This window comes from Bacillus sp. 3103sda1, assembly GCF_024159135.1.
Classification (GTDB): Bacteria; Bacillota; Bacilli; order Bacillales; family Bacillaceae_G; genus Bacillus_A; species Bacillus_A rhizoplanae.
Genome location: NZ_JAMYWS010000001.1, coordinates 4,143,259 through 4,163,562 on the forward strand (window position 1 = coordinate 4,143,259; position 20,304 = coordinate 4,163,562).

Annotated in this window: 18 protein-coding genes; all 18 read right to left on the minus strand. The window is 35.2% G+C overall.

Features of this window, described 5'->3' with window-relative positions; all coding sequences use genetic code 11:
• Window positions 1–23 precede the first annotated feature (23 nt).
• A complete protein-coding gene (gene selD, locus NKR74_RS20760; RefSeq protein ID WP_253630717.1) occupies window positions 24–1,073 on the minus strand; it encodes a selenide, water dikinase SelD in 1,050 nt (349 codons plus the stop codon).
• A 514-nt stretch (window positions 1,074–1,587) separates the two neighbouring features.
• A complete protein-coding gene (locus tag NKR74_RS20765) occupies window positions 1,588–1,794 on the minus strand; it encodes a hypothetical protein (RefSeq protein WP_253630718.1) in 207 nt (68 codons plus the stop codon).
• Window positions 1,795–1,831: 37 nt separating this feature from the next.
• Window positions 1,832–2,434 (minus strand): hypothetical protein, encoded by a 603-nt coding sequence (locus NKR74_RS20770; RefSeq protein WP_253630719.1) that lies wholly within the window; start codon window positions 2,432–2,434, stop codon window positions 1,832–1,834.
• A complete protein-coding gene (locus tag NKR74_RS20775) occupies window positions 2,421–2,687 on the minus strand; it encodes a hypothetical protein (RefSeq protein ID WP_253630720.1) in 267 nt (88 codons plus the stop codon). Before NKR74_RS20775 ends, NKR74_RS20770 begins: the two co-directional genes overlap by 14 nt.
• Window positions 2,688–3,030: 343 nt before the next feature.
• Window positions 3,031–3,507 carry a hypothetical protein gene (locus NKR74_RS20780; RefSeq protein WP_098306478.1) on the minus strand — a complete coding sequence of 159 codons (477 nt, stop codon included), beginning with the start codon at window positions 3,505–3,507 and terminating at the stop codon, window positions 3,031–3,033.
• A 94-nt stretch (window positions 3,508–3,601) separates the two neighbouring features.
• Window positions 3,602–4,021, minus strand: a complete 420-nt coding sequence (locus NKR74_RS20785; protein ID WP_098306476.1) for a hypothetical protein — start codon at window positions 4,019–4,021, stop codon at window positions 3,602–3,604.
• Between the two features lie 275 nt (window positions 4,022–4,296).
• Window positions 4,297–5,049 carry an enhanced serine sensitivity protein SseB gene (locus tag NKR74_RS20790; RefSeq protein ID WP_098306474.1) on the minus strand — a complete coding sequence of 251 codons (753 nt, stop codon included), beginning with the start codon at window positions 5,047–5,049 and terminating at the stop codon, window positions 4,297–4,299.
• Between the two features lie 840 nt (window positions 5,050–5,889).
• Window positions 5,890–6,216, minus strand: coding sequence for a hypothetical protein (locus tag NKR74_RS20795; RefSeq protein WP_098306470.1), 327 nt, complete (start codon window positions 6,214–6,216; stop codon window positions 5,890–5,892).
• An 11-nt stretch (window positions 6,217–6,227) separates the two neighbouring features.
• A complete protein-coding gene (locus NKR74_RS20800; RefSeq protein ID WP_253630721.1) occupies window positions 6,228–8,366 on the minus strand; it encodes a pre-toxin TG domain-containing protein in 2,139 nt (712 codons plus the stop codon).
• 3 nt (window positions 8,367–8,369) lie between these two features.
• Entirely contained in the window at window positions 8,370–8,690 is a 321-nt protein-coding gene (locus NKR74_RS20805; RefSeq protein ID WP_253630722.1) for a hypothetical protein, read from the minus strand.
• Window positions 8,683–9,405, minus strand: coding sequence for a DUF5081 family protein (locus NKR74_RS20810; RefSeq protein ID WP_098306466.1), 723 nt, complete (start codon window positions 9,403–9,405; stop codon window positions 8,683–8,685). Before NKR74_RS20810 ends, NKR74_RS20805 begins: the two co-directional genes overlap by 8 nt.
• A 3-nt stretch (window positions 9,406–9,408) precedes the next feature.
• Window positions 9,409–9,708 (minus strand): WXG100 family type VII secretion target, encoded by a 300-nt coding sequence (locus NKR74_RS20815; protein WP_098306810.1) that lies wholly within the window; start codon window positions 9,706–9,708, stop codon window positions 9,409–9,411.
• Window positions 9,709–9,713: 5 nt separating this feature from the next.
• Window positions 9,714–10,052: a chorismate synthase gene (locus NKR74_RS20820; protein WP_098306464.1), complete on the minus strand. Its 339-nt coding sequence runs from the start codon at window positions 10,050–10,052 to the stop codon at window positions 9,714–9,716.
• Window positions 10,053–10,068: 16 nt separating this feature from the next.
• The gene (gene essC, locus NKR74_RS20825) at window positions 10,069–14,607 is read right to left on the minus strand and encodes a type VII secretion protein EssC (protein WP_253630723.1); all 4,539 of its coding nucleotides are present in this window, start codon (window positions 14,605–14,607) and stop codon (window positions 10,069–10,071) included.
• 183 nt (window positions 14,608–14,790) lie between these two features.
• Window positions 14,791–15,984: a type VII secretion protein EssB gene (gene essB / locus NKR74_RS20830; RefSeq protein ID WP_253630724.1), complete on the minus strand. Its 1,194-nt coding sequence runs from the start codon at window positions 15,982–15,984 to the stop codon at window positions 14,791–14,793.
• Window positions 15,985–16,044: 60 nt separating this feature from the next.
• Entirely contained in the window at window positions 16,045–16,296 is a 252-nt protein-coding gene (locus NKR74_RS20835; RefSeq protein ID WP_098306458.1) for an EsaB/YukD family protein, read from the minus strand.
• Window positions 16,297–16,308: 12 nt separating this feature from the next.
• Window positions 16,309–16,812, minus strand: coding sequence for a type VII secretion protein EssA (gene essA, locus NKR74_RS20840; protein WP_253630725.1), 504 nt, complete (start codon window positions 16,810–16,812; stop codon window positions 16,309–16,311).
• Window positions 16,784–20,242: a type VII secretion protein EsaA gene (esaA, locus tag NKR74_RS20845; protein WP_253630726.1), complete on the minus strand. Its 3,459-nt coding sequence runs from the start codon at window positions 20,240–20,242 to the stop codon at window positions 16,784–16,786. The genes essA and esaA overlap by 29 nt, the downstream gene beginning before the upstream one ends.
• Between the last annotated feature and the right edge of the window lie 62 nt (window positions 20,243–20,304).

The following is a 20,304-nucleotide window of genomic DNA, read 5'->3' on the forward strand; positions in this document are numbered from 1 at the left end:
CGCCTTTCTACAATATAGATTGCTTATATAACAACAATTTGACCTGGATGATCTTCTGTCACTTCACCGATTATGCAAGCTTCCACGCCAGCCTTCTGCAGATCCGCCAGAAGCAATTCCGCCTCTTCGCCAGTCACAGACATCAACAGTCCGCCAGATGTAACCGCATCACACAAAATCCATTGGTCAATTTGATCCATTGTCTCCGGAAAATTCACCGTACCTTGTAAATGAACAAAATTATTTTTCGTTCCTCCAGGAATCACGCCCGCTTCCGCAAGCTCTCTCACTCGCGGCAAAACAGGTACCTGCTCTTTCACAATGCGTAGTCCCATACCACTGCCCTTAGCCATTTCCGATGCATGTCCAAGCAAACCGAACCCAGTAACATCAGTGCAAGCATGTACATTGTAAGACTCCATCGTTTCCGCTGCCGTTTTATTCAGCGTTGTCATTACCTGCGTTACGCGGGCAATTTCTTCATCATTCAGCAAATTACGCTTAATGGAAGACGTCAAAATACCGACACCGATTGGTTTTGTCAAGATCAGCTTGTCTCCGTTCTTCGCTCCCGCATTCGTCCGTACTTTGTTCGGATGAACGATTCCAGTTACAGCAAGCCCAAATTTCGGCTCCTTATCATCAATTGAATGGCCGCCGACAAGCGTCGCTCCTGCTTCTTTCAGCTTATCACCAGCACCGCGTAAAATATCCGCCAAAATCTGCTTATCCAATGTCGTAATAGGAAAAGCAACAATATTAAGCGCAGTCAACGGCTTACCGCCCATCGCATATATATCACTAATAGCATTAGCTGCCGCCACCCGTCCGAACGAATACGGATCATCTACAATTGGCGTAAAGAAATCAACAGTTTGTACAATCGCCAAGTCATCATTCAGGCGGTATACCCCCGCATCGTCACTCGTATCAAGTCCCACAAGCAAATCAGGATTTGGCATTGCCGGAGGAAGTGTACGAATCACCTGCGCTAAATCTGCTGGACCAATTTTACAACCGCAGCCTCCCTTGGATGATAGTGAAGTAAGTTTAACTACATTAGATTGTGTCATAAGATACCGACCTTCCTACTTAAGGTTTTATATATATTCATTATAGAACACGGTGCTATAAATACATAATTATTGATATACAGTCATAAATAGTTCACTTTATGTTACGGTCTGCTGATTCGCTCGCACTCCTACTAGAAATTATTTTCTTAGGGCTTCTCCATAGTTACCTATTAGCTGCTAGTTGGCTTGGCTCTTACCTATCACCAGTAAGCAGTGCCTAGCTTAGCAGGGCATGCAACAAAAAGAAGCAAATTATCAACTACATAGTAGATAATTTGCTTCTTTTTCTCTTTAAATGGACTTTTTTAGTGCCATTAGATTTATAGGATTCTTTTGTTATTTTGGCTTTATTAACGTGGTAACTATAGTTTCATAGATAAACTGAAAGTAGAGCAAAAAGGAACTTTTTTTAGTATTCAATATTGAATTAACTCTTTTTCTTTTTGAAAAAAATAAAATATCCGAACAATGATGGTATTAAAGCCAATCCGGCACCAAATACACGTAAACGTCAAGTAACTTCAAAATATACAATAAAGATTGATTTTAGAGTTGCTTGACGTTTACCTTCATACTGTTTCAAATTCTTATAATCACCATTGTTTGCGGAAACAGTATGTTCTTTGGCTATGAGAGGATAGAAAGTAAAGGCAACTGCAATAGGTATAATCATCAATACTCTTAACAGTATGTTCCATATGTTTTTACGCTGTTTCAACTTTTTACACCTCTAATTCCTACCCCTATATGATTGATTACTCAGGTTCTCTTTCTATTATTAATTCGTCATCTTCATATCTAGGGTCTGTTCTAATTTCACCTTTACCCTTCTCTACCTCAACAATATGAATCTTATCGTCTTTACGTGCTTTATCATACACATCTTGACTCACCCATACACTTTCAAGTCTACCATCTACATATAGGTATAATGTAGGATGTACAGAAAAGAAATTTTTCTTTTTAATTGCCTTGTCTATAATAGGTGCTTCATAAACAAAACCGTTTTCAATCAGTTTATCGTTTTGATACCCCTCTAGCATAGATATGCCAATAAAGAGTGCAACGATAATACCAGTGATAGTCCAAGCCTTCTTTTTCTTCTTTTTCTTTTCTGCAAATAGTTCATCTAATCTATCACGTATCGTATCGAGGTCTTTAAGTTCCTCCTCTTCATAATCGTCTGGGTCAACGTAATAAACTCTACTACCATCTTTACTGTCTAGTATAATGATGTCACTATCATCGTCTTCATCAATTTCTTCTATGTCTTCAGTTTCTTTTAAGTCATCAATTTCTTTTTCTAACTCTATTTTCTTCTTTTCGCTCATAATAATGCCCCTTTTATTTGTCTCCAATTATAACTACCCCTACTAAGATGAGAATGGCAATACTTATAATCAAAAGAGTTGTCTTCTTACTAAAGGTTGTCTTAGAGCCTTCTAATATTGCCCATATAATAACAGGAAAGATAAGAATACCAATAAGGATTTCAACTAACTTGTTACTGTTCTTCCCTTTTGGTTTCTCCTCTTGTATACTGGGTTCTACCTTATTTTGTGATTTTCTTAAGTTTAGAGGTTTCTTCTTTTTCTTACGTCTATGACTCACTTTTCATACCCCTCAGTTTGAATCGTAACTTTCGAATAGAGTAGTCTTTCCTTTGTACTCTATAACCTCAATGTGAGAACCAATGTCTAAACGTTTATAAAGTTTCTTACTTACGCTACCTGTGTGAGTTTCACCATCTACTCTGTACTCTATTTCATAAGTCTTAAACCCTTTAGACATATACTCTTTCTTGTCTACGACTTCTGCTATACTCGACTTACCATGTTGTCTGATTTGTATCTCGTTGTACGTTCCTATACCTATGATTAGGAACGTACATACTAGAAACACTACAATACAAATAGTTTTAAACCGTTTATTTTTCAACACAATACCCCTTTACTTAAAACAATTGACTAAAGTAACTTTGAACTGAGTTTGCACCTTGAATGATAGCCGTTATAATAGCATATATCCAACCATTTAATAAACAGATACTTAATCCGATTAATAAGAACTCAATTTTAACTAAGTCTGCTATGGATATACCTTTTGGTTGACCATACGACTTTTGGTTAAATGTTGAGTCTTCTTTGTCTTCTACTACAAATAGCCTGTCTTTTGTTATAGTTGGCATTGCCTTCCACTCGGTTACTGTAATACGGTCAAAGGTGAACGCCAATAAGAAGAACAGTGAGTATATAAGAATCAGAATTCCTAGAACAGATACCCCTATTCTAAGAGCATTAATCGTTGTTTCAGATAATGAGGTTTCAGACTCTTTCTTCCACTTCTCTAAACTATTTTTCTCTGATTGGTTTAAGTCATCTTTCTTAGCGAATTCAACCTTATCTTCTTCCCAGTTTCTTTCTTTTGGCATACCTTTAATTGCTTTCTCTTTTCTTCATTCTTCAGTTGACTCTAAAAAGATGACCTTGGATCAATCCCAAAGTCATCTCTGTTCAATCACCATACTATTTTTGAAAATATACTATACTTATACCTGCAGTACATGATCTAGGATCATCCCACTGTGTTATTTTGCCCCACTCATATACATTTTCTGATAATATCCCTGCTGGATGTCCTATTTGTTCTACAAGCCAATCACCATGTTGCGCAAGCATTTCTTTATAATCCCACTCATTTATACTTGGGTCAGCTACTTTAAGATCAATAGACCAAATCACTTCATTTTCAAAGAAAATACCTATCCCGAAACTTTTAGTGCCTATTTTTACAGGTGCTAAAAGTCTTACCACCGTAGTTTCATCATCTACTTTTATTATCTTGATATCATCTTTATTAAATTCCAGAATAACTTCGTTTAATCTACAATTAGGAGTGATTAAAACTTTATTAATCTCTAAAATGCCTTGTTTTAAGTTATTCATTATTTTATTCCTCCACCGTTATTTTCTATGTTTTTGACTGCCTTTTTAACCTTTATTCAAGGTATTATATTCCTATCTACAGCAGATGAATTTATGAAAATATCTATTTTAAAAGATTTCATGGCCTTTCTCTAATAGAATATAAGACCATAAAAACTCTTCTTATTTATTGTCTACTCGAGGTGGAGGTAATCATCTTTACTACTCTTTCATTAGTGCTTAAGTTATTTCATAACTTAAGCACTTTCTGTAATGGTTAAAAGAATATATTTCATTTACTTACTATAGAATGGCTGTTGATCTTTTACAGCATTCCTACCAAATTCTTCAGCAAATGGAACAAAATCTAATTTTTCCTCAAGCTTTAAATATTTAGTTGCAATCTCTGCCATTTCTCCAAAGATTTTATTGTACTCTCCATTTGAATCAACAACTAATAAATAGCTTTTGTCAACCTCTCCTCTTATCATTAACATAAGATAAACTTTTTTTACAGAGGGTAACTTAGGTAAATGGTTTTTCAATGCTTCTACCATTTCAAGTGGATAATCTTTAGGTATTCCCAACATAACAGATTCATTTTTTTGAACTTTTATAACGCTGTTATTTACAGATTGAATTTGTTCTTTACCAAAAATAATATTTTGACCAAACGGATTTAAAACAAATCCTTTTAAATCTCTATTATCTTCCAAAATAATCTTTTCGTAGTCTTTAAATGTAAAAATAAGAGTTTGAATATCGTCATCCTGATTCCATTTTCTTAATTCTTCCCAATCAGTAAATGCAGGTAAATAATCAATTCCATTCACATCTGTAATATTAATTAAGGTTAAAGTTGTGTTTTCATTTAATATAGCTTTACCACCTTTGGTGTTTGGAGAAGGGTTAATAATAACGGGTGCTAAAAATTTGGCTTCCAAAATATCCTTAAAAAATTGATATTCATTTGTTTGATTATATTCTTGTTTTAATTTTTCAAGACTTCTTATTAAATCTGGATTTGTAAGGGGCTGATTAATATCCAATTACAATTCCTCCTCTCATTGTCTAGTTTTTATTTTATCTAATATTTTGCTTATCTTCTCAATTTCTCTTATTACAGGACTATTATACTCCGTTGTATCATCAACAAATTGCCGTATAATACTTAAAAAATCTACGTTGATACTTGAAACTTCCTTGTTTTGAATTTGTTCTGTCATCTCACTGAATTTAATATATATTTCTTTTATTATTCCATTATAATGAATTTGTCTTGAATAATTTTGTTCGAGTAATAAGATAACATTTTTACAATGTTTCAAAAGCTCATAGATTATAGTACTTCCTCCTCTATTTGCTTGAAACTATCCGAATATCTGTAATCCACTCTAGAGGTCAATTATACGGTCACAATATTTAATCTACTTCTCCACTTAAAACTGTTCCAGTTGATTTAAGTGTTTGTGGAGTCACCTTTTACTGTAGTGACTCCTGCTTTTAGACTTGTTGCTACGTTACTGAAGATAGGTCATAATCTACGAATGCGAAAGCACTTCGCATCTAATGTTCAAGTGTATCAAGCTTCCAGCCTGTCAGCCAATCTTTTCCCATTGTTACGCTTGAGGGTTCCCATGACACAAATATCAGCGGTTGGACAGAAAATCGTTATCTCTATCTTGTCTAAATTAAAACTTATAAAGAAGAACTCCAATAGATATATCATTAGCATCCATTATATATTTATCATAAATTACCATTAATCATCTAAAGAAATTTCCGCAAGATTTCTCATACTTTCCGTAACAATCCGCATTAGAAACTTCTTTTTATGCTTATTTGTAGTTTTTAGCGCAGTTAATTATTTTCTATTCCTTGACAATTAATTATTTTAACATTTCCCACAATTCATCCCCAATTCTCCCTAAAGGCTCATTGGCTTTAACACGTTCATTAAAATCCGCCTTCCATATAAAGAAATCAGATAATCCTCCTCTTGGTGGATATAAATTACTATGAATTAATTTTATTTCCTTTATAACATCATCAGAATCAGTATAATTATTATTTTGGCATTCATTTAAAATATTAATTACATATCTAACTTCAGATATCTGATAATCTATATCACCTTTTCTACTTTCCTCTAATATTACACTCAATTCACTAAAAAGCTTTTCTAATTTATCTATTACTAACTTACTTGAACTCATTATCATGCCTCCTATTTTATTGGTGTTTCACTCAAAGGTTCTACCCCATTAATCTTCCATGGTTCTGAAATAAAAATTTGATTACAATTCTCTCCACCAAGGTAAAGACCTCCTTGATATCCAACGGGACCTTCATATATTGTAGTTCCTTTAGGAATTTTTATTGCGTATGTTGATTCTAATGGCGAAGTACCTGTCAGTACACCTGTTTTAGGATCTATCCATTGAGCTTTAACCGCAGAATCTATTCGCACTTTTGCAACTGATTCTGCTGGTTCTCTTGTAAACCACTGTCCAAGCGCATTTTGTTCTTCTCCTGGAATTGTTAATCCTCCTTTTTTGCCTGAACGATATAGAGTTGTATCTTCATTCAAAGTTTTCACATCATATTTTCCTGCTAGAAAATTTGATGCCGGATTTCCCCTCATTTCAGCTAAAGGCCCAGGATTTTCTATCATATTATAATTATATTCAGTTGCGGCGTTACGTACTTCTTCTGTCGCAACCTTCGCACCATTCTTCAAATTTATTGGTGTTTCACTTAAAGGTTCTACTCCATTAATCTTCCATGGTTCTGAAATAAAAATTTGATTACAATTCTCTCCACCAAGGTAAAGACCTCCTTGATATCCAACGGGACCTTCATATATTGTAGTTCCTTTAGGAATTTTTATTGCGTATGTTGATTCTAATGGCGAAGTACCTGTCAGTACACCTGTTTTAGGATCTATCCATTGAGCTTTAACCGCAGAATCTATTCGCACTTTTGCAACTGATTCTGCTGGTTCTCTTGTAAACCACTGTCCAAGCGCATTTTGTTCTTCTCCTGGAATTGTTAATCCTCCTTTTTTGCCTGAACGATATAGAGTTGTATCTTCATCCAAAGTTTTCACATTATATTTTCCTGCTAGAAAATTTGATGCCGGATTTCCCCTCATTTCAGCTAAAGGCCCAGGATTTTCTATCATATTATAACTATATTTAGTTGCAACATTACGCACTTCTTCTGTCGTATCCTTCGCACCACTCTTCAAATTCAATCCATCAAAAAACTCCGCCGATTTCTTCTCAAACACTGGCGCATTTTCCACAGGTGTTTTCTTCTCTATATTCAGCTCAAGGTTTTCGAGTTTCTCACCTGATAATTTGTTCGCATTTTGCGCCCGTTCTGTAAGAAGATTATCAGCCTGCTTCAAGCGAGATCCGCCTTCTTCTAGCCCTACTTTTGAAGCGTTTTTAATCGTCGTTGTACTAGTACCTGCTTTTAGACCTGTTGTAACATTTCCAAAGGCATGTAATCCTTTTGCCGCAGGTAATACATCTACAAACGCCAATACACCGCGTAGCCAACGTTCAGATGTATCGAGTTTTCGTCCTGTCATCCAGTCTTTTCCCGTTGCTGCGCTGGAAAGTTCCATTGCCCCAACACTCGTTACAAGGGCACCTAATGCGATACCGGCTGGAGGAAAGAACGGAGTGGCAACAGCTAATACGATTGTTGTACCTAGTATTGCTATATCACGCCAAAATTCTTTGTTTTGTTGCTGATCTTTAATTGAATCATAGGTGAATGCCCGACTATTTAATGCTGCCTTTTGGTATGTAGTATACGATACATTCTCTTCTGGATGTGCTTTCGTATACGCCTCAAATTCTGCCTTTAAATTAGTGGCGAATACATTATTGGAAGTAAAGATATCATTCACTGTGATTTTATCTTTGACGCGCTCTGTCGTTTGCACATAGGAACCTCCCATCGGCGTCGCGATTGTTTCTTTAGCGCCGATGGTGTTACTAGTTGTATATTTTTCTATTGTTAAATCTCGCATAGCTTGTGCAAAGGCATCTATATCTTCATAAAATGGCTGATCAATTTCAGTATCAATCAGTTCTCCTACTTTTTCGCTAAAATCATGGAGCACTTCATAATCTTCATATAAATCCTGATACTTACTTTTTTGGCTCGTATGTTGAAGGTGAACGACTCCGTCAACATCGTATTCCCCTATGGAATCTTTTGCATCTTCCACTATATCATCCAGTTTTTTCAGCTTGTCAATAACCCCTTTTCCCCACTTACCGAGGCCAACTAGATTACCAATTCCCTCTTCTGTTTTCTCCCAGTCCTGTGGGATATACTTCACGTCCATGGCTTACACCCCAATTTTTTCTATAATTTCTTGTGCCAGTTTTTCATCTGTTTCCATCATGGAGTTTAAAGTATAGGCAACTAGCGACATTATGCGAGCGTAATGATCTCTGATTTCCATTGTTTTGTTCAAAATTTTCTCATACTCACTTACAACCTGTTTCGCTTTTCCATCTTTGTAGTATTTAAATTGCTGGATGTTATGACTGGATGCTTGAATCTCATTTTCAAATGTACTTAGTATTTCTTGTAAGTACTTATAAATCGTAGTCATTTCATCCACATTCATCTGAATGCTTTGGCCATCAGACACAGCATTAGCCATTTACGATTTCCTCCTTCGTATAAGGAAATTCCAGTTCATCAAATACAAGCTTTAATAGCCAGAACTGACTTACAAACAAATATTGCTCTTTTACTAAATTAACAGCTGCTACTTTTTTCTCTTCTTCAAAGAAAAGCCATTGTTGATAGTAGCGTTGGTTGGACTGTAACGCTGGTTTTTCCGTCAGATGAAACAGTTCCATATTTATCATGCCCTGACCTGATAAGGAGCGTTGTTCCATCTCTTTTCTTTCCTGATCAGATGCTTCACGCGTTAGTTCTTTGTATTCATCTTCTTGTGGTTCCCTTAGCAGCATAGGGAAATGCTCAGTCAGCATTTTCAATACAATTGCTTTAGAGAGAACATGTAATTGATATTGCTGATGAGGTATGATTTCAACTAACATGATTAACTCATCTGATTTCTCCTCTAAAAAAGCAAACATAAACTGATTTAGTCGTACATACTTGCGGCTTTTATAATAAGTTTGTAGTGTTTGAATAACAGTGGCTCCGCCTTCTGTTATTTTCCCGTCTACTGTTAATATTTCTTTATCTATTAATTTTTGTTTTGCTTGTTCCATTACGTCTAGACCCTTCATGATTAGTAACTCTTTTGAATCTAGACCAAAAATGACATTGGCATCAAAAGCACTTGCTAGTAAATATAATTCTTCTGTACTGAAAGTATCCTTGATCATTTGTGAATCTATCATGAGCTATAAATTCCTCACTTTCCTCACATCTGCTGTATCTTCGAAATTTCTCACGTACGTATTTAAGTTTTCTAACGCTGTCGTATGCTTGTCCATAATATGCTTCATATCTCTATGGTATTGCGTAATTAAATCTAAGTATGCTTCAAACGCTCCGCGTGTGCTCCCGCTCCATTTAGCTGATTTTACAAAGCTTTTCAAATCATTGCTTTTTTCATAGGATGTGTTTAATGCTTCCTGGATTGCTTTAGAGCAGCTAATTGCTTGCTGTAAATCGCTATCAATAATCTCAACTTTCCCCATCTTCATCACTTCCCTTCTTTAGCCTTTGCATTTGCTTGGTCCCTGTAATAAATGTAACGATTGTAAGCTGCTTGTTTAGCTGCTATTAAACTCGACTGTTTCTCTTTTGCGGCTGAAATATACTTCGTCAGCTTCTCATCCAGTTGCTCACGTTTCGACACAAATTCATTGGATGGGATACTCCCACTTGATGAATGGGGCATCTTGCCTTTATAACTACTTAGCATACTATTAATTTCAGCTATACCATTTGAATAATCCGTGATGTTTTCTTGTAAGTCTTGGTATAGATTCCTATAGTAATCTCGTTTTCTTTCATATTCATTTTTTAAGAAATCAAACAAATCCATCCCCACCCTTTTAACGTAAATTCTCCACTGGCGATAAGTAAGCTGCTAATTTAATTTTTTCAGCCATGTTTTGCTGTATAAAGTAGGCTTCATAAGGTTGTAAATTCTTTTCTTTGTAAGGACGGTTAGAAACTTCAAACAGCCATTGGTCTGCAACTTTTGTTAATACAATACCCGTTTTCTGTTTTTTCACAGCTTGGTTCACCCTGTCGTAATCTTTTCCTAATAGACCATTTGTACCAGAAATAATACAGTGAATACCCATTCGATGCCCATTTTCGATGAGTTCTCCTAAATTGTCTTCTACTGTTGTATTCAATGTGCTATTAATAAATGGAACATCCGTTATTACAACAACAATAGGTCGTAGCTGTTTTTTAAATTCATGGATTGATAGTTGACCATTGCTTTCTTTCTGCATTTCAATAAATGCTTCTTCTCGTCTTTTCCATACATTTCTTAGTGCAGCAGCTACCTCTTCCATCTCTGTTCCATTAGAAACATACTGTGCAGCTACCTCTTTGCTTCCAGTGAATCTCATTGTACTGTTATCAAATAAAACGATATCGTATGCGTCACTACGTTTTAGAAGTTGTAGAATCATTTCCATCGAATTTTCAATGATCTCTAATTGATCTCCTATAACAACAATATTTTGATGCTTTTCTAAATCAAATGCGACAGGTTGTACTTCTTCCATATCAACTGCAAATGGTATTTGCTTGTTTTCAATAAGTTGCTTCGTTTGCGGCCAAGAAATGAACTCGTGATAATGTAGTACTTCAGGCACCATTGGAATTGGCAACGGTCTTTCACCTTTCCATGCATGATTCATAGCTTTCGCTTCTTCTTGAATAGCTTCAACAATAGCCAAAGCATCTTCTCCTATCGTTGGTAGCGCTGTTTGGAAAACTGCTGGATTTTCAAGTTTCACAAGTCCTCGCCCTGGTAATTCTTCAATTGTTAAATCTGTACGTCCAACAATATTTCGCGCTTCGTTTTGCTCAATGTTATAGAGTGCAATTTGCATTTTAATATTAGCTAAAAGTGACATCAGTATTGCGTTTTGACGGCCCGCACTCATTAATAAATGAATTCCAATACTCGCGCCCTCACGTGCAATTTGTGTAATCATTCTTTCAAATTCATCACCAAATTGTCCATCGCGTACCGTGTCATAGTTATCTAAAGTAATTAAAATATTCGGAAGAGATTTACCGCTTGCTTTCTCATACATTGCCATATTTGCGACACCATATTTGCTTAGTAGTTGTTTTCGAACTTTAAGCTCTTGGGATAAACGTCTAATAAATTTATTTATTTTCTCCAAATCATCTACCATAAGGGTATCCGCAACATGTGGTAAGCCTTTTAGCGATAATAAACCATTTGTACCAAAGTCTAATAAATAGACATGCAAATGTTCTGGACTATGCTTCCGTGCTAAATCCATTACAACAGATTGTAAGAAACTTGATTTCCCGTATCCTGGACTTGCAAAGACTACGATATGTCCTTCTTTTGTTAAATTCAGTTGTAATGGCTCTTGCGCTTGCATCTCTGGAATATCAACAATACCAATCATCGGTTCTAAATCGCTTTTCGGTTCTTGCCACGCTTGTTGGAAATCAACAAATTGCAGTTGCGGCAAGTAAATACGTTCTTCTAAAGGCGGTAACCATGGGCGCTTCAGCGGTGCTATTTGTTCTTCTTCTGTGTACTCATGAATGTAATCAATGACTGCATCCAATTCGGTTGGTACTTTTGCGATGCTCTCTTGTTTCCCAAAACCACTCAAATCCTCACTCAAAATCTCATACTGCCCTAAATCATTAATCGCATAAATAGTTGCGTCTAAATGCTCTTGATCGTCTCTGTTCTCTATGTAATCAGCACCGCTCCATGCAGATTGGAATAATTCATAGATTTCGTTATTTCCGACTTGTAAGTAAGCTCGTCCTGGCAGTGTGATTTCTGCGGCATCTGGTGTTTTTAAGATTTCGTTACTGTCGGATGTGTTTTGTACTTTTAATGCTAATTTAAATTTCGAGTTACTCCAAATTTGGTCATCGACAACCCCGCTTGGTTTTTGCGTTGCTAGGATTAAGTGAATTCCTAGAGAACGACCGATACGTGCTGTTGATACTAGCTCTTTCATAAAGTCAGGCTGTTCTGCCTTTAACTCTGCGAATTCATCACTAATTAAGAACAAGTGCGGCATTGGTTCTTTCGCTTTGCCTTGTTTGTATAGTTTTTGATATTGGTTAATATGGTTTACATCATGTTCCCCAAATAAGCGCTGGCGCTTTTGTAATTCCGCTTTAATCGATGCTAGTGCACGCATACTTTGTGCACCGTCTAAGTTCGTAATGGTTCCTAGTAAGTGCGGTAAGTCCTTGAATAAGTTCGCCATTCCGCCGCCCTTATAGTCAATGAGTAGAAATGCTACTTCATACGGATGGAAATTAACCGCAAGAGATAAAATGTATGATTGAATAATCTCTGATTTACCAGAACCTGTCGTACCTGCCACTAATCCGTGTGGTCCATGTGCTTTTTCATGTAAGTTTAGGTTTACAATATCTTCTTTACCGCGTAATCCAAGTGGCACAGCTAATGATTTGTGGGCTGCATTTTTTTCCCACCTTGCTGTAATGTTTAATTCTTGAATTTTCTCAACACCATACATTTCTAAGAAAGTTACACTTTCTGGAATACTATTTTTCAAGTTTTGTAGGTGATTCAGCGGTGCTAATGCACGGGATACATCTTCTAAGTTAAAGTCTTTTGGAAAATGATCGAGCGCGAATTGGCGGTTAACAAGTTCACCTTTTTCTAAGATGATATTCCCTTTCTTCGAATCCCTTATATCGATGACTGTCTTCACATGTTCTGGTAGACTTTGCATTACATCTTGTACGAATACAAGTGATACTCCTAATTCCGTTGGATCTTCATTAAAGAATTCCATTACAATGTGATCTAAGATCAGTTTTTCATCTGTAATGAGTACAACATAGTGCGGTGCAAAATATAATTTTTCATTAGAAGAACCTTTTTCTTCTATTTTCATTTTGCGGTCTTTTAATATTTGATACAGACTGTTTAGTACTTGGTCACGGCTGCGTTCATGGTACACAAAACCACGTACGTTAATATCGCGCACACTTGCATGCGGCAGCCAGCGCATCCAATCCCATTTCTTCTTTTCTTCTTCAGGGAACAATGTAATAAACTGCAAATCATAGTAACTATGAAATAGTGCAGTTTGCATAACTAAAAGTTGCAGTTGTTCTAACACTAAAGAACGTTGTCCAATATATCCGACTGGTCCATTCATTAAATCTGTCACGACTGGAACATCTTGTAGTGAAAGGTATTGTTGTCTTAGTTCACGTGCTGTATCAATTAATTCATCTTTCTTTTGACTAAATTCTTCTTCGTTAAATTGAATTTCAAAACTAGTATTTTCCTGACCTGCTCCAACACGATATGTTAAGAAATCATGATGAAGCATCGTTTTTTCATATATGCGTGAGTTTACCTGCATAGCCATGTTGCGAATTTCTGCAACATCTGGATAATGATAGTGAAGTGCATGACGTTGCTTTTCAGTTTCTTCATATAAATCTTTTGTCTTTTGTTTTAAATACTCTCTATAACTTGTGTCACGCTCTACAATATCAATTTTGTATTGCTTTAAACTTTTAATATACGATGTGATCGATATAATTACTGTCGCTACAGTCATCGCTAATGAGGCAAATATATATAAGCCATTTGACATAAAGATTGCCAATAGTACAGTGACCATGATCATAACAAGGGACGGAGCGATCATTCGCACTAAATGTTCTGTTGGTTTTGATGGTTCACTTGGTGGCTTTGCAATTGTCATTTTGTCAACTGGCTCACGATAAATAATGCGTGGTGAACGATGGTAGTCTGGATATTCATCACGAAAATAGCTATCTGCTTCAAGTAAACGAGGTAATATTGATTGTACTTTGTCTTTGGCTGCTCCAAATTGAATATCTTCATGTCCAATTTGAATTGTTACACCATCAAAAAATAATTGATCTCCACTTTCTAAAATAGCACTACCTTCTAATTTTTGATGGTTATGAAATACACGTCCTTCGTATACGTTAACTTTGAATGGTTCATCTAATGACTCACGAATGAATACGAGGTCTGCACCTGTTCCATCAATGGTAATATCATCACCTTCACGTTCGCTAAGCGTGATGGAATACTTCGTCGCTATATCATATACAGCAACCTCTTCAACATATGTGATCCACACATGGAGAGATTTATGATTTTTCAGTTCAATTTGATTCCCCTTGTTAACATGGATGGTTCTATCTTCTATTTTCCATACACGATTCTCAAGGTCCCAATTCATCGTAAGCGATTCTTCTAAATCAAGATTCGTAATTGTATTTGACCACTCATTCCCAATTGTCACAACGGGACGTTCAGATGGATTTAGGCGACATTTATACAATTTATCGCCATAGCTCACTGCTAGAAGTTGTTGCTTCATCCTTCTCCACTACTCCTTTGTTAGCTTCTATAGTTAAAAAAATATGTGTACTGTTTCTCTTAAAGATAGTAAAACTCCCACCTAGATTCTTTTCTTTACGTTTTGAGGTGAGAGTTTTACTATCCATTAGAGCAGGATACATGAAGTAAAAGAAGTTTCATTCTTTTAACGTTCTTAGTTTGTTTATTTGTTCGTATTAGATAAATCTTTTTCATCAGATGTATCACTATATTTCTTTTTATACTCATCTAACTGTTGCTGATATGTTTTTAACTTCTCATCTCGTTCTTTTCCCGACAATTTTGGATTATTTTTCACAGCTTCTATTTGTTTGATTAAGCCATACATGATTAATTGTGGATCATCAATCTGCTTTGCTATATCTAGAGATTTGTTAAAATCTCCTTTACCGTTATAAATCCAATACAGCAAATAGTTTTCATCACTTTTTAAACTGATGTTCTTCATAATAGATGATTTTTGCTGGTCCCCTAATTTCTCACCCTTAACATAAGAATATGCCAGTTCATATTTAGAAGCTAAAGGTAGTCCCTCAGCATCTTCATCTCGTAAATTACTAATGACTTGATCATAATCAGTAGCTAAAAAGTTTTTATTTGCTTCTAACAATGTATTTTGATAAGGCACTTTCATAAACGCGTAATACGATAATGGTGCTATTAAAATAACAGTAGCTGCGGCAAAAGAATACGCCATATATTTGAATCTTTTAAAATTTTTCTTAGGGACAATTTGCATATTCTTTTCTGTTTTTCTTTGTTCTTTTTCAAAGCTATCCTCAATAAATTGGATTAATTCGTCTAAACTGTTCATACTAACAACATTTTGCTCAAATGTTGTTTCTTTTGCATTTTTCAAGACGCCACTATACAATTCATCATAGCTATATTTTTTAGAAAACAATGCAATAATTAAACATTTATATTGTAATAAGAATTTTTCTTCTGTAATGGGGGTTGGCGGAACAATCTCTCGAATTCCACGATGAACAATAAAAGGTAAATAATTAGCATCAAATACTAGATTTTCCGGGTGTAAAAAGAACGTTATTCTTCTATGTAAATACTCTTTAAAACGAGCGACATTTCGAAGTAATCGTAATTTTTCATTTCTCTCTAAATCTTTTATATCGTCCCACTTCTTTAGTTTCTGACTAACTTCGTATGAAAAGACAAAGGCATCCTCTGTTTCTTCTACTGCTACCGGAACAAAGATTGCTGACTTCTCCATTAATAAATCAAATTGACAAAAATCTTTTACTCGAGTTTGTGACTGGGCAAGTTCTAATTTCCAAGTCCCTTCGCCTATTTCAAATCGATAATTCATCGAATCAATCTGAATCGTTTTCTCCACCATGTTCTTCTCCTTTTGATCGTATACATAAATTTCTACACATTGAACTATTTATCCAAGTAGTCATAGTACTTGTAAAATATCTCCATCAGTTACTTCATAATCTATTAACCGATCATTGTCTGTTAGTAATAGCGACTTATTAACAACTTTTATGACATAATGTGACCCATCATGATTTTGAACTTTTAAAGTTTCTATTAAATTCTTCAACAAATATTTAATAGATTGATGATTAGGAATGCGTAAATCATATGTTTTCCCATTCCATTTACTAAAATCTACGGTGACATTAATATGTGTTTGAACAGCCATTCATATTTCTCCTTATACCCCAGTTTTTCGAATAATGACATAAATGCCACTACAAATGAATAGAATCCCACCGATGAGTAGTACCGTCATCGTTGTACTAATTGGGGTTCCCTCTGTGGTTTGATTATTATTTGTTTCACTTGAATTCATTTGCACCGCGTAGTTTTCCTGGAATAAACTTTCTTTTGTATCTTTAATATCATCATTTGTTTTTGTATTGAGAAATAAGGATTCCCTTAATTCTTTCATCTGTTTCTTTTCTTTCTTTTGTTTTTCTTCAATTTCTTTTTCTACTTTTGGATTAAATAATTCTATTCCTGCCTTATCTAATTCCGTTTCTTGTTCCCCTTTATTCATTTTCTCTTCATCTGTTTGTTCGATTCGATCTACTTTAAACTCCATTTTCCCATTATCATTGAGGTAGCTCTCTGCCGCGCACCTCATCGGTAACGCGGCAAATGAGCCAAGGAAAAGAAACAATGATAAATTAACTAATACTTTCCGTGATTTGATCATCTAACTCTTGTCCCTCTCCTCTTCTTCTATGCCATACAAAGAGATTGATAATAAATCCAAAAATGGCTAAGCCAATAATACATCCAAAAATAGCAGGCTCACTATTTTTACCACTTATAAAGTTATTTAAAAATGTTTCAAGATACTGAAGTGGTGAGAATTCACGTATTTTTCCAAAGTACGACATCTTATCTATATTCATTCCCACTGCATTCGTTAAGAACAAATACATACTAAAGAATGTTAATAATATAAACATCCCAATCATTTTTACCTGACGTAATAAATATGTGGAAATCAGAACTAAAGCAGCCATAATCATTGTAATAGAACCAATCCACATTAAATTACGTGTCTGATCAAATTGTAGTAAATGCCCTGAAATAATACCAATCGTTATCCCTTCTGCAATTGCAATCCCTAAAGTAATTGAAGTAATTGGTACATTTGAAAGCATCGTAGAGAATTCTTCTTCAAAATCATCTTTTTGACTACGTCTTTTCTCTTGATGTGCGATTGCATAAGAAGTAAATAAAGCAACAATAAAGCATACCAATACCATTAAGTACGGTGTAAATGCATCTCCAGCTGTAATCGTACCATCATTTTGCTTCTGAACTGGATTTGCTAAAAATTGATATAAGTCTTCATTTTGACGCTCTCCAACACGGCTATTTGACAGTACTTTCGCAAAGTTTTTGGAGAAATCCTTGTCATCTGCTACTTTTTCACTATAATCATCTAGTAATGTATTCGCTTTCGATACGATCGTTACACCACTATCTTGAATTTCTTTTGCCTGATTATTAATTTCATCAAACGTTTTATACACGTTATCTGCCGCTAATAGATTTCCTTTAGACGCATCACTTAAAGATTGGCTTTGCGTTAACAATGAATTATACTCGGAATTTAATGCTAACACGGCTGTTTGTTCACCATCACGATTAGTCGCCACTACTTTTTGGTCATCTATTAATTTCAAACTATTTTCACGCCATGCTTCTACATTTTTTAAGTATTCTCCTAAAGTCGCATTCATAACTTGAGCTTGTTCTGTTGTTTGTTTTAATACTTCTGCCAAGTGTTCTGAATTTTGATCAGCATTACCTACTAATTCCATATACGTATCGACTTTTTGTTTTAAATCATTTGTTTCTGCCGTTATTTCACCAGTAATCTCAGTTGCAATAAAGTTTGCCATTACATCTACTATATCTTGCTTATTGAAAATGTAATAAAGAGAATCTGGTGCAGCTTGATCACTTAATGTTCCTTCTTCTAACTTTGTTTCTAAATTTCCTGACTTCATATCAAAGCCATAATACAATTCATACAAACTTAACAATTGCTGATAAGCTTGTACTGTTTTAACAGAATCACGAATTAATACATTTGTTGAATCTGGATATAAATACTCTGCCTTTTGATGTGAGATTCGATCATTCGTGCGTTCAATTGTTTCTACCTTAGTTTTATCTTTGTTAGGATCACCTGGGGTTGTTCCATCACCCTTATTTGGATCACTTGGGGTCGTTCCATCGCCCTTATTTGGATCACTTGGAGTTGTTCCATCACCCTTATTTGGATTACTTGGAGTTGTTCCATCACCCTTATTTGGATCACTTGGAGTTGTTCCATCACCCTTATTTGGATCACTTGGGGTTGTTCCATTGCCCTTATTTGGATCACTTGGGGTTGTTCCATTGCCCTTATTTGGATCACCTGGATTTGTATCCGTTGTTTGTTCTATTTTCGTTACCTTTTGTGAGGCTGCACTTATCGATGTATTACCAGTTTTTCCGGCCTCTTCTTTTCCATTAGGATTGGAAGGCTTTCCTGATTCAGGAGGTGTTTTCTTCTCAGACTTATGATCTAAATTCCACTGCCAATTTACTGGAGTAAACACATCTATATTGGCATTTGGATCTAGCAATTTAACATGTACACGAACCTCTAAATTCCCTTCTTTTCGCGCTGGTAAAGTAACTGTGCCTTTATTTAAAAATTCTTCTGTATAATCTTTGCCATCAATTACTAATGACTGAAGACCAAACTCACTAGGAAGATTTAAAGTGAACGTTTGAGCAGCATCCATCTTCGGCACTTTTTTGACATCATTAAAGATGATTCCTTTTGTTGCAAGATCCTCTTTAATGGTTTTTATTGTATTTCCTAAAGGGGTTTGTCCTGTATCTTCAGGATAAAATTGATTCTCTGTATTGTATTTTCCAGTAACTAGAATCACATTTTTTAACTCTTGTTTTGTTTCATCTGGTAACGGGAGCTGATCTATCTCTTCCGTATTCATACTCGGTAAGTGATTGATTTGCTGTTCAATTTTTCCTTTAATTGCATCGTTCGGTTGCTGCATAAGTGTATTTAGATATACTGCTTTTTGATCCTCACCCGAAATGGCTTTCTTTAATTTCTCACGAGTCTCCGCTTCAATATCCGACTTTAACTTTTCAGTTAAATCTGCATCGTAGCTGCGAATTTTACTATTAACGTCTGTTAAGTAATTTTGAATAGCAGCTGAATCTGATAAAATGTTAGCATTGTTATCTGCAAGAGTGAATTGATCAGCTATCGCTTTGTTAGTTAACTCCAAAGTATCTAGCCTTTTTAATACATCCTCTGTACTTAAATCGCTATTGAATTGATTCAGTTGGTTAGAGAAATTATTTGCAACTAAACTATTTTCCCCTTGTGTCTTTTGGAAATTACCAAAACTATTTTGGAAAGCCAAATTAGATTGTGCGGTTCCATCAATATTTTGTTCAAACCCATTCAAGACACCTTGAAACCCTTTAAATGTATCTATTGAAACTCCTGTATAATCTTGTACTGTTTTAAACTGTTGTGTATAGTTTGCTAAAGGGCTATGTACATCTGTCTTATATACATTCAATTGAGCTTGTTCTTTGTTGGTGATTGCCTGTATATTATCTTGTGCACCTTGTAAATTCCCAACAATACTAGCAAAATAAACATCTACTATATGCTTATTAAACTCTTCTAAAATAGAAGCCGCAGTATTTTCTGCCTCTGCCTTCAAATCTTTATTACCAGTAGCATTAATTTTGTAACTTATCGTTACTTTTTCTGGCGAATCCGAATTAATAGCAACCGCTTTCTGAGAAAAATCATTCGGAATAACAATCATCATGTTATAATTATTATTCTTCAAACCATTTTCCGCTATTCCGCGACTTACTACATACCATTGTTGTGTATCATTTTTACTAATGTTTTTTGTAAACTGATCTCCAAAATTTATTTTCTGCCCTTCAAACGTCGTTCCTTGATCTTCGTTTACTACGGCAACTGCCATTTTTTTAGCACTAGTTTCATCCTCTTTTTTAACCTTATGATTTAATGCTAAATAGGAAGTTCCCGTTGCTAGTACAAGAGCTAAAACAATAAACAACAAGATCCTCCATTGAATTTTTTTCAATACTTACCACTCCTGTGAATATGAAATAATTTATC